This window comes from Psychrobacter pasteurii (assembly GCF_900162815.1).
GTDB lineage: Bacteria > Pseudomonadota > Gammaproteobacteria > Pseudomonadales > Moraxellaceae > Psychrobacter > Psychrobacter pasteurii.
This window is the reverse complement of record NZ_FUGD01000047.1, coordinates 1-10488: the sequence shown is the minus strand read 5'-3', so window position 1 is coordinate 10488 and position 10488 is coordinate 1. Positions and strand designations below refer to the sequence as shown.

General features: G+C 43.6%; 8 protein-coding genes and 1 rRNA gene. 6 read left to right on the top strand and 3 right to left on the bottom strand.

Annotated features, from left to right (window positions below):
• The first annotated feature begins 514 nt into the window (after window positions 1-514).
• The 6 genes from A1232T_RS02290 to A1232T_RS02265 all read left to right on the top strand — a co-directional run bounded on the left by A1232T_RS02290 (window position 515) and on the right by A1232T_RS02265 (window position 9240).
• Window positions 515-1261, top strand: coding sequence for a hypothetical protein (locus A1232T_RS02290; RefSeq protein WP_077447860.1), 747 nt, complete (start codon window positions 515-517; stop codon window positions 1259-1261).
• Window positions 1262-1718: 457 nt separating this feature from the next.
• Complete coding sequence (locus tag A1232T_RS02285; RefSeq protein ID WP_077447859.1) at window positions 1719-3485, top strand: TolC family protein; 1767 nt, start codon at window positions 1719-1721, stop codon at window positions 3483-3485.
• 100 nt (window positions 3486-3585) lie between these two features.
• Window positions 3586-4644 (top strand): HlyD family secretion protein, encoded by a 1059-nt coding sequence (locus A1232T_RS02280; RefSeq protein ID WP_077447858.1) that lies wholly within the window; start codon window positions 3586-3588, stop codon window positions 4642-4644.
• A gap of 21 nt (window positions 4645-4665) precedes the next feature.
• The gene (locus tag A1232T_RS02275; RefSeq protein ID WP_077447857.1) at window positions 4666-6153 is read left to right on the top strand and encodes an ABC transporter permease; all 1488 of its coding nucleotides are present in this window, start codon (window positions 4666-4668) and stop codon (window positions 6151-6153) included.
• Window positions 6153-7364 carry an ABC transporter permease gene (locus tag A1232T_RS02270; protein WP_077447856.1) on the top strand — a complete coding sequence of 404 codons (1212 nt, stop codon included), beginning with the start codon at window positions 6153-6155 and terminating at the stop codon, window positions 7362-7364. Before A1232T_RS02275 ends, A1232T_RS02270 begins: the two co-directional genes overlap by 1 nt.
• 94 nt (window positions 7365-7458) lie before the next feature.
• Window positions 7459-9240 carry a potassium/proton antiporter gene (locus A1232T_RS02265; RefSeq protein ID WP_077447855.1) on the top strand — a complete coding sequence of 594 codons (1782 nt, stop codon included), beginning with the start codon at window positions 7459-7461 and terminating at the stop codon, window positions 9238-9240.
• An 83-nt stretch (window positions 9241-9323) separates the two neighbouring features.
• On the opposite strand, the gene A1232T_RS02260 is transcribed toward A1232T_RS02265, so the two are convergent.
• The 3 genes from A1232T_RS02260 to rrf form a co-directional block, all read right to left on the bottom strand.
• Window positions 9324-9794: a flavodoxin family protein gene (locus tag A1232T_RS02260; protein ID WP_077447861.1), complete on the bottom strand. Its 471-nt coding sequence runs from the start codon at window positions 9792-9794 to the stop codon at window positions 9324-9326.
• A 1-nt stretch (window position 9795) separates the two neighbouring features.
• The gene (locus A1232T_RS02255) at window positions 9796-10209 is read right to left on the bottom strand and encodes an OsmC family protein (protein ID WP_077447854.1); all 414 of its coding nucleotides are present in this window, start codon (window positions 10207-10209) and stop codon (window positions 9796-9798) included.
• A 200-nt stretch (window positions 10210-10409) separates the two neighbouring features.
• Window positions 10410-10488 (bottom strand): 5S ribosomal RNA (gene rrf / locus A1232T_RS14585); the annotation flags it as partial.

Below are 10488 nucleotides of genomic sequence, written 5' to 3'. Positions count from 1 at the left end.
GTTTGATGAGCCTCGTATCTAGATCCATTTTATCTATGCCATACTGGAAGATTCTATCATTCTTTTTTGCTTTTTTTAAGTTGTGTAGATACCTATGCCCTGAAGTGGGTAGTTTTACGGCGACTGGTGATAAATTATCTAAAAAGTTGGTTTGAGCTGCCCGACGCCTCTGAAGCATTTTCCATACTTGAGTCCTGTTATGTCTATGATAGCCGCTATCAGTGTCAAGTTTGTCGACAGCTAAGAAGAATCAACTCACCGCCGCAATTAAAGAAAACGATTGAAACGCCTTGGCGCTGTGAGCCCTGCTCACTATTGACAGCTTAGGATGTCACTTTTTAATCTCTGCCCTAAACTTTCTATATCCTTATTAACATTTTATATCTTTTTATAACAGACCCTAGCTCCGTTAGTCGTCATAATACTATTATATCTTTTTTACTACAGAACGACTATCAAATACTGTTTTATAGGCGGTTGCCTTCCCCCATACTTATCACTAGGAACTAGAAAAATGTCTCATGAAATTATAGATTTAGGCTCAGGCTTTTGGAATATTCGAGGCTCTTTTAAACTGGGTGGTCTTATTGATATTGGGACTCAATGCTCTTTGGTTAAGCTTGAGTCTGGGAAGTTTATATTTTTAGACAGTTATACGTTGAGCGATGAGGTACGTGAAGAAGTTATGGCGCTGACCAATAACGGTGACGATGTTGAAGCCATTTTAAACTTACATCCTTTTCATACCGTTCATTGTGCTCAAATGGCCAAGGACTTCCCAAAAGCCATTAACTATGGCAGCGAACGCCATAAAAAACAGGTGCCTGAAATTAATTGGGCTGAAGATTTGGTTGAAAGTAAAGCAGTAGCAGAGCGTTATCCTGAATTAGAATTCTCCCTTCCTAAAGGCATTTACTACATTTCACCCAACGAGATGATACATGCCAGCTCACTGCTTGCTTACCACCCTGCCAGCCGCAGTTTACATGTTGATGATACCTTTATTACTCCGCCCTCTAAGATTCTAAAGGCCGTTTTACCAGAGCTGGGGTTACACCCTACGACCAAAAAGGCGCTGACAGACCACCCTACTGCAGGTCAAGACTACTGTGATTGGGCTGAATCTATTGCTGAGAAGTGGCAAGATACGCGTAACTTCTGTGCCGCTCACTCAGACTTAGTAAGATTTGAAGCGGGTGAATTTAAAGCAGCCTTATTAAAAGCCGTTGAAAAAGCACGTCCCAAACTTGAAAACGCTTAATCAACTCTCCAAACCAGCGGTGTATACTCTGCCCTTATGCGCACTGTTTATGGCCACACTATTTAATAGTAATGAGCTGTAATAATTTTACCTCACCGCTGGTCTATTCCCTCTATTATTCTACAAATAGCTCATTACATAGATATTATGGAATAAGTTACTGGTCAGCCGTACTTATAACTTCAAATATATAGGTAGGCATTGTATTATAAATGCCTTAATAGCCGCACTTTAGACTCTCCCTAGCTTGATTTTATAAGGGTGACTAGTACCACACTATCCCTTTTTTATTCAAACAGCAGCACTGTTTTATCCAAAACATTTTCTTAACAGCGGGGTATGAATATTACCTGCTGTAGGTAGAGCCCAAAGTTTGTAGCGGGAGACAGGACATTATGCTTAGTCATTTGCTTGACTTGTTTCTATTCATCTAACTCTTTAATAGCCAGTTGCCGATATGTCATTACTTAAGTTAAATCGAACTAAGACCCTCGATAGCCAGGTCACTTTGGTAAGGCCGTCAGGTATTTTACTGACCGACCACAGCTTTGTCGCCGGTCATCGCTTTAAGCTAAGTCAGTTTTCTGTGGCCTCGTTAGCTTTGCGTGCCTCCCTGGCAGCTGCTCTTTGTGGCAGCCTATTGACCCTAACCGCTCATGCTGCAGACAAAGTACAGGTAAGCAGTGATAATAGTGATGAATACATCTATTCTGAAAAACAAATCCCGCAAGCAGCGCTGTCGTCTCAAGAGACCGTTAATATTGATAAAATCAGCCAAAACTTAGAAAAAGGCAGCTATCAACCCATTCCTTTGCAGAGTATCATTGACCCGACAACTGGGGTGCCTATTGATGATGTCTATCGAATTGACGTTCCTGAACAATTAAGCCTTTTGCAGGCTCAAAATGTATTGGTCCAGGTATCCCCAAAACTTGCCAGCAATAATGCAAGCATTACCGCCAGTCAGTTGCAATCTGATGCTACTAAAGGGTTAAAACAGCCTTTGGTCTTCTTACGTGCTGGTGCTACTCGATATAGAGTAGATGCGGATGTAGATTTAATGGGCTTAAAGACTGGGATTAACGATAGTGTGGAGGAGGCCTTACCTATACTCTCCCCTGAAGATGTCGAGAAAATCTCTAACGCTATTACTGGTCGTCTGCCTGATGAGTATAATTTAAAGCGCGAAGGCTCAACGACCAGCGCTGGAGTTGCCATGCTATGGCCAATCTATACGGCAGGGCGTACTCAAGCGGTTACCGATTTGGCAGATGCCAGAACCGTTGAGAGCCAAGCTGATGCTTTATTAGATAAAGACCAGCTACAGACCACATTGGTCGAACGTTATTTTACGGCTCAACTGGCCATGCTAGCGGCTTACTTACGAGAAGATGCGCTCAATACCGTCAGAGAAACCAACCACATGGCACAGCGCTATCTTGAAGAAGGCTTTATTTCAGGCGTGGATAGATTAGAGGCACAGACAGCTTTAGCAGAGGCTGAGAGCGAAGCCATCAAAGCACGCCATGATGCCCAGCTTGCGATGACAGCTTTACAAAGATTATTACGTGCCCCCAAGCCCATTAAGCCGACCACCCCCTTATTTGTGTCTTCAAAACCCTTGCCTTCACTGCAGTACTTCCAAGATTTGGCGTTAAAAAACCATCCTGGGCTAAAAAAAGTAGATGCCAAATATGCACAAGCCCAATCGCTAAGTAATCTATCGGATACTGAATTCAAACCGACTGTTTCAGTGTTTGGCTATCACGAAATCGATAAAGACCCCAGTTGGATTGCTGGTGTATCTGCCAGTTGGAAGCTTTGGGGTGGCCTTGATAAAGGAGCACAACACGCCTCTGGACAAGCAAAAATGCGTCAAGCACAGCTGGCTAAGATTGATGTTAGTGATAACATCTTATTGTTGGTCGAAAAGAACTGGCAATCTGTTGAAAATGCCCGGGTCCGCTTCCAGTCTTTAAATAGCAATGTTCTGCTTGCTCAAGAGTTATTGCGTTACAAACAGCTTGGCATGAAAGAAGGGGTAAATACGGCATTAGACGTTACCACTGCCCAGACTAAATACTTACAAGCTCGGACCGAACAAGCTGCTGCGGCAAACGATTATGTGCAAGCGCTGGCTGCCTTGATGGAAAGTATCGGTACACCAGAAGCATTTAATGAATATATGGCTGTGGCTGATATCAAGCTGCCCACTGTTTATTGACTCACTGGAGCTATTAAAACCTAGGGTCAATAAAAGCCGTAGCTTTATTTTAATTTAGATTAATTCCTTATTATCACTTTTTATCTTCTAGGATAAAGGCATGAATGCTATGAAAAAGCCTAGCCCAATAATGCTCAGAAACATCATCATAACTCTGGTGGTCGTTGGCGTTATCGCACTTATTATTTATGGGCTTAATAAAAGCAAACAAAGCACTGAAAAACCTCTCATCATTCAAGGGCAGATGGAGATGCAGTCTACTGCCATCGCCGCAAAAGTTCCTGGAAGAATCTCAAATATCATGGTCACTGAAGGCGATACAGTAACCGCTGGACAGCAGCTTATTGAAATGGACTCGCCAGAGATTACCGCTAAAATGAATCAAGCTTTGGCTGCTCGCGATATGGCCCAAAGCCAGCTAAATAAAGCAGAAAACGGAGCCAGACCACAAGAAATTGGGCAAGCCAAAGCCGCTTGGCAAGCCAACCAAGCTGCTGCTGATTTGGCAAAAAGCACTTATGAGCGAGTTAATCGTCTGTATGAAGAAGGACTGATGGCGCGTCAAAAGCGAGATGAAGCTTATACCCAATACGTTGCCAACCAAGACAAAGCAGACGCAGCCCGTTTGCAATACGACTTAGCACTAGAAGGGGCCCGTGAAGAGGATAAAGATGCGGCCAAAGCCCAAGTTGCTCAGGTAGATGGTAAGATTGAAGAGGCTCAAGCGGCTCAAGATGAAGCCAATTTAAAGAGCCCTATTTCTGGTATTGTCGATGATGTCATCGTAAATCCAGGTGAAGTCATCGGTCAAGGCGTACCCATCATGACCTTGGTTGATCCAAACGATCAGTGGGTGGTATTAAACATCACTGAAAATGTATTGCACCAATTTAGTATCGGCAAAGAATTTGTGGGCAAAGTACCGGCTTTATCTTCCCCCAATAACTCTTATCAAATGACATTTAAGGTATTTAATACGGCTGCTTTATCAGACTTTGCCACTTGGCGTGCTACCAATACCGAAGACAATCTTGATGTTCGCACTTTTGAAGTAAAAGCCCGCCCTACCAAGCCAGATGCCAAAATTCGTTCAGGAATGAGCGTTGTGGTAGAGCTTGATGCAAAGCTGGTGAATAAGAAGTCAAACGTCGCTAATTAATGGGTTTTGGTAGGCTAGTATATGTCTCAGTCACAACAAGATAGGAACGATACCCCGGCGGTTGTCTTTGGTGATAAAGACAATCGTCAAGCTTCGTTGTTGACTGTGTTTTTGCGTAGTGCTCGTTATGAGGGTAGGTTCCTGCTACATAACTCTTGGGACTACGTCATGCTTTTATGGCTTCCTTTATTGACCATACTAAGCACTTGGTGGATATTTTCTAAGCCCTATATTGTAGATGTGCCTATTGGCGTTATTGATGAAAGCCGCAGCAGCTATTCTCGTACTTTAACCCGTTACCTTGATGCCAGCCCTGACTTAAAGGTTGAGAGCCTCTATCCTAATATGGACAGTGCGCGTGAGGCCATTTTAAAAAAGAACATCTATGCGGTGGTGTACATTCCCAATAATTTTGCCGATCAAATTAATAAGGGTGCACCCTCACCCGTTATTTTAAAAGTGAATGCTCAATATGGAACGCACTCTGGCATCATCCAAAAAGGTGTCCAAACTGTCACAGGCACTCTATCTGCTGGCGTTGAGATTAAACGTAGCATAAAGCAAGGTACTGACAGCAGACAGGCCATGATTTCGCACACGCCTATCTCGCTTGAGCGCATCAGTCTGTTTAATATCGGTGCTAACTATCAGCAGTTTTTGGCCTCCACGGTTATCCCAGCACTACTGCATATCTTAGCAATGATTATCGGAGCAACCACCATCGGGCGTGAGATTCGGGATAAAACCTTCTCTTTGTGGTACCACAATATGGTTTTCCCAGACATGCCCTACCCTAACTTTAAAAGGTTAAAGCATATCCCACCAGAGCAAAAGCTGGCTTACTTACATGCTAGCCTAGATGAAAGCTGGCAACAGCCCGTTGATTTCACAGGTTTAAGTACTATGACCTACCAGCCTGTTAACTCAGCCTCCTCTGTTTTAAGCAGGCCCAATTTAGGCAATCCTTCAAGCTTTAATAAAAGCGCCAAACCGCGTATGCCCACTAAAGTCTCTATCCTAGCCTTAGTGGTCGGTTTAAACGGTAAGCTTATCTGGGCTTTATTATTTTATATGCTTTGGGGTGCTTTAATGGTGACCTTAGCAGTCTCAGTCCACCCAGCAAGCTTTGCGGGTATGCTGCTTGTGTTTATTGCTTTTATTGCGTTAACCATGATATCGCTTTGGATGGGGGCCATTTTTAGTTTGACCAGTTACTCACTGCGTATGGGCTTATCTAGCACCGGCTTTGTGTCCGCACCTTCTTTCGCCTTTGCTGGGGTAACGTTCCCACTACTTGCCATGAGTGAGGGGGCTCAGCGATGGGCCAATGCGCTACCGCTGACCCATTATTTAAAAGTGCATTTAACTCAATTACAGATGTCAGCACCTCCTGCAATTGCGATCCCTACTGTTTTGGGCTTGATAGCTGCAGTAATAGGCACCTTAGTGCTTACGGCCTTACTTTGCTTAAGAGCCTTTAAAAATCCAGAAGATTGGGGGGCTCGCTAATGTCGACTAATAACACTCAGCCTCCTTATTCAGCACAGAATCAGCCAAATAAGGATAAATGCAATCTTACGCACCGCTCCTTTTTACAAGGCCTTTTAGGCACTTTAAAATCTGTCTTTACGGACAAAGGCGTGCTATTGATGTTAGTTATTGCGCCTATTATCTATGGTTTCTTCTACCCTTGGCCTTATCGCAGTGAGGTGGTACAAGAGATTCCAGTAGGCATTGTTGACTATGATCGTACCGATTTATCTAAGACAATTACCCGTTACAGTGACGCCAGCCCAAACCTAGCAGTACTCAACTACCCCAATGAGCAAGCGGCCATAGAGGCCATGTATCGTGATGACATCGCAGGGTACCTCATTATTCCAAGAAACCTAGAGCAAGATGTGTTTGCCAGTAAGCCAGCTCACGTCTCTGTGCTCGGCAATAACAGCTATTTTTTGCTCAATAAACAAGTTCAAATGGGTTTTACCACAGCAATAGGTACGGTATCAGCAGGGGTTGAGGTAAAAAGAGCAGTGGCGCAAGGGGCTTATATGGAAACGGCTAAGGCCAGCACCCAAGCCGTGCCTCTACGTATTGACCCTATGTTTAACCGATCTGAAGGATACGGAGCCTACGTGGTGCCTGCAGTTGCCATCTTAATTTTGCAACAAACTTTACTTATGGGTACTGCGCTACTTATCGGTACTTGGTATGAAAACAAAAAACAAAACGCCACGGTATTGGGCTGGTTAGGTCGTATTCTCGCTTTATCCTTGGTTACTTTTACCATGGCCTGTTTTTATTATGGTTGGGTATTTTCTTTTCAGAACTACCCCCGAGGCCATAATATGACAGGAACCTTATTATTTATGGCCTTATTCGCCCCTACAGTAGCCACCTTAGGCTGTCTATTAGGGATGTGGTTTAGAGAACGTGAGCGCAGTATGCAGATTTTGATTTTCAGCTCACTGCCCATGTTTTTCTTAAGTGGCTATCCGTGGCCTGTCTCTCAGTTACCTGAGCCTTTGCAGTATGTTCGTTGGTTATTTCCCTCTACCTCTGGTATGAATGCCTCTGTACAGCTAAATCAGATGGGAGCTTCTTTATCTCATGTAAGCGGCTATTTTTATCATTTGGCCGCTTATTGGGTCATTGCTTTTATTTTACTAATCTGGGTACAACATCGACAGATTAAAAAATCTATGATAAAAACAATCTAGACCTATCTGACTACTGAAAATATATTCGGTCTTTATTTTTAGATTTATTCCCACCCTTCCCAACTACTATTTGACTTTAGGCGTAATTAAATAAATGGAAACCCTAAATATTGTATATTTGGTAGGTGCAATTCTTATCTTCTCCAGTATCATGGCCAGCACTTTATCCGCTCGGCTTGGCTTACCCTTATTACTGCTGTTTTTAGGGGTAGGTATGTTGGCCGGTGAAGAAGGCATTCTAGGTATTGAATTTTCACAATACGGGATTGCTAACTTCGTAGGCCAGGCTGCATTAGCTTGTATCCTTTTAGACGGGGGATTACGTACCTCCTTTAAGTCGTTCCGGGTTGGACTAAAGCCAGCTATTGTGTTGGCCACTTGGGGGGTATTTGCCACCGTTTTGGTGCTTGGGATATTCGTAACTTGGCTACTTGATGTCGATTGGCGAATCGGATTATTGATGGCAGCCATCGTGGGGTCTACCGATGCCGCTGCGGTTTTCTCTTTATTGCGTAATGGCGGAGTCAAATTAAATGATAGGGTTCAAGCAACACTGGAGCTGGAATCTGGAGCAAACGACCCATTCGCTATTTTATTAGTCACTGGTCTAATTGCCTTAAATGTAGACCCTAATAGCCAAAGCGTTCTTGGTTTCTTTGGCTTATTAGCGCAACAACTTGGCTTCGGGATGTTCATGGGCTTAGCTTCAGGCTACCTGCTATCTAAGCTAATTCCTAAGCTGCATCTGGCAGTGGGTATGTATGCCATTCTCATTATGTCAGCGGGCCTTGCAGTATTTGCAGCAACCAACTTAATTGGCGGTAGTGGGTTTTTGGCTGTTTATTTAGCCGGTATCTTAATTGGTAATAATAGAGTACGCGCCACTGAACATGTCCTGCGTGTCATGGACAGCTTTGCTTGGTTATCACAAGCAGTATTATTCGTGGTTTTAGGCCTATTAGTAACCCCTTCTAACGTCCTGAATGTCTGGCACTACTCTGTGGCCATAACGGCCTTTATGATAGTGATTGCACGCCCTATTGCTGTTTACTCTAGTATTAAGGCCTTTGGATTTAAAGACCGAGAAATTGGCTTTATTTCATGGGTAGGTCTACGGGGTGCAGTCCCTATTACACTGGCTATTTTGCCCGTGATAGCAGGGCTAGAAGACGCCTTCTTATTGTTTGATATCGCCTTTGGTGTGGTTATCTTATCTTTGGTACTTCAAGGCAGTACCATCCCCTTTATGTCCACCCTATTTAAAGTGCGAGTGCCTCATACCCCTGAGCCGGATGAACAGATGGAGATTTGGGTTTCTGACCAAGCCAGTATTACCCTATACGAGTTTGAGGTAAAACCAGGTGCCTTTGCTATGGGGCGTCACCCTCTAGACATCTCTCCCACCATAAGCAATGATGAAATTGCTGTGTTTGCTTTAATTCGCAATGAAAAGATAGTCGTGGTAGACAAAGAAACTACCCTGCAGTACGGAGACAGGGTTTGGTATGGCCTTAGAGGCAATCATGCCGCTAAAATTGCTCGTATCTACAATGACATTAAGCTGGACAGAAGAAAGGTTGATGATTTCTATGGCGACTGGATGATTTCTCCCAATGTGAAACTGGGTGATCTTCCTTTCTTTGATGAAAATATCCCCTCTACTCCGCCTAACACCAAAGTTACCTATCATAAAGATGGCTCACCCATTAACATGTGGCAACAGACGGTGGCGGAGTTTATCAAAGCCAACCTTAATGCCCCTCCTGTCCCTGGAGATATGGTGCAAATTGACGAAGAATGGGCGCTTATTATCAAAGAAGTAGACAATAGAGGGACTTTACGTACCATTGGTCTTAAGCATTATCAGGTCAAATAAAGTAAGCCATCTCAACAAAAAAACCGTCTGATGACGGTTTTTTTGTTATTAGGCTATTAATGTTGAAAGCCACACGAGCTTAGTTAATAAATACCCGCTTCTACTCCAGCAGCTAAAGTCAGTGCTAACTCCTCTACTTGTTCAACAAAACCATCTTGCCACTTTCCTTGCAAAATCATGGCTTCTTGAATCCACTCCCAACGCAAACCTGTGATAATGGTCTTTAAAGCAAGCTTAGTCCCTGTTCCATCATGTCCTGCTCGGATGTAGACAGCAAAAGGCAATCCTTGTTTCTCTTCCAATACCGGATAATAGCAACGATCAAAGAAATCTTTGGTCAATCCTGCCATATAAGCTAAGTTCTCAGTGGTTCCAAGTAATAAGGCATCAGCAGCTAGCACATCTTTAGGTTGGGTATCCTGCGGTGATTTAAGGATAACTTTAACCTCCAAATCAGGATGATTGGCTCCCTTATAGGCTGCTTCAGCCAATCTTTTAGTATTTGGCGATGGCGCATGAGCCACGATAAGCAAAGTTTTGGTAGAGGTAGTCATATTATTCACCACGACCATAAATAAAGGTGACATCCTGTTTGATATCAGGGTGAATACTCTTTGCCACAGGACAAGTGAAAGCAGCCGCCTCTAATATCTTCTTCGTACGCTCGTCTAATTCTCTTTGAAACTCAATACGAACCTGGACCTCACTCACACGTCGAGGATCGGCAGCCATTATCTTAGTGACCTCAGCTCTGGTACCGACCACATCTACGTCCATATCAGCGGCTTTAATACCGATAATAGTTAGCATACAACTGGCTAAACTAGTCGCAAGAAGATCTGTAGGTGAGAACGCCTCACCTTTACCATGATTGTCAGTGGGTGCATCTGTGATGATTTGATTGTTTGATTGTAGATGTAAGGCTTGAGTACGTAGGTTGCCTTGGTATTCAACGGTTGATGTGGTCATAAGCTAGTCCTTTAATTGAGCTGATATTATTTTATGACTAACATACTAGCTTATTTCTAACCAATAATGAAATAAGGCAGGCGTTTGATTTTAACTTTAGGGCTTAATCGTTAATAGGCAGTGAAGGCTGACCAAAGGCTAAAACCACCACACAGGAAAAAGCCCCCACTCGATATGAGCGGGGGCTTTTAGGTATAGGGAGCTGACGATGACCTACTCTCACATGGGCGAACCACACTACCATTGGCGCTACGATGTTTCACTTCTGAGTTCGAGAAG

Bases quoted from the DNA above. Each gene is read 5' to 3' on its own strand.
- A1232T_RS02290 (WP_077447860.1), top strand. From the start codon at position 515: ATGTCTCATGAAATTATAGATTTAGGCTCAGGCTTTTGGAATATTCGA.
- A1232T_RS02285 (WP_077447859.1), top strand. From the start codon at position 1,719: ATGTCATTACTTAAGTTAAATCGAACTAAGACCCTCGATAGCCAGGTC.
- A1232T_RS02280 (WP_077447858.1), top strand. From the start codon at position 3,586: ATGAATGCTATGAAAAAGCCTAGCCCAATAATGCTCAGAAACATCATC.
- A1232T_RS02275 (WP_077447857.1), top strand. From the start codon at position 4,666: ATGTCTCAGTCACAACAAGATAGGAACGATACCCCGGCGGTTGTCTTT.
- A1232T_RS02270 (WP_077447856.1), top strand. From the start codon at position 6,153: ATGTCGACTAATAACACTCAGCCTCCTTATTCAGCACAGAATCAGCCA.
- A1232T_RS02265 (WP_077447855.1), top strand. From the start codon at position 7,459: ATGGAAACCCTAAATATTGTATATTTGGTAGGTGCAATTCTTATCTTC.
- A1232T_RS02260 (WP_077447861.1), bottom strand. From the start codon at position 9,794: ATGACTACCTCTACCAAAACTTTGCTTATCGTGGCTCATGCGCCATCG.
- A1232T_RS02255 (WP_077447854.1), bottom strand. From the start codon at position 10,209: ATGACCACATCAACCGTTGAATACCAAGGCAACCTACGTACTCAAGCC.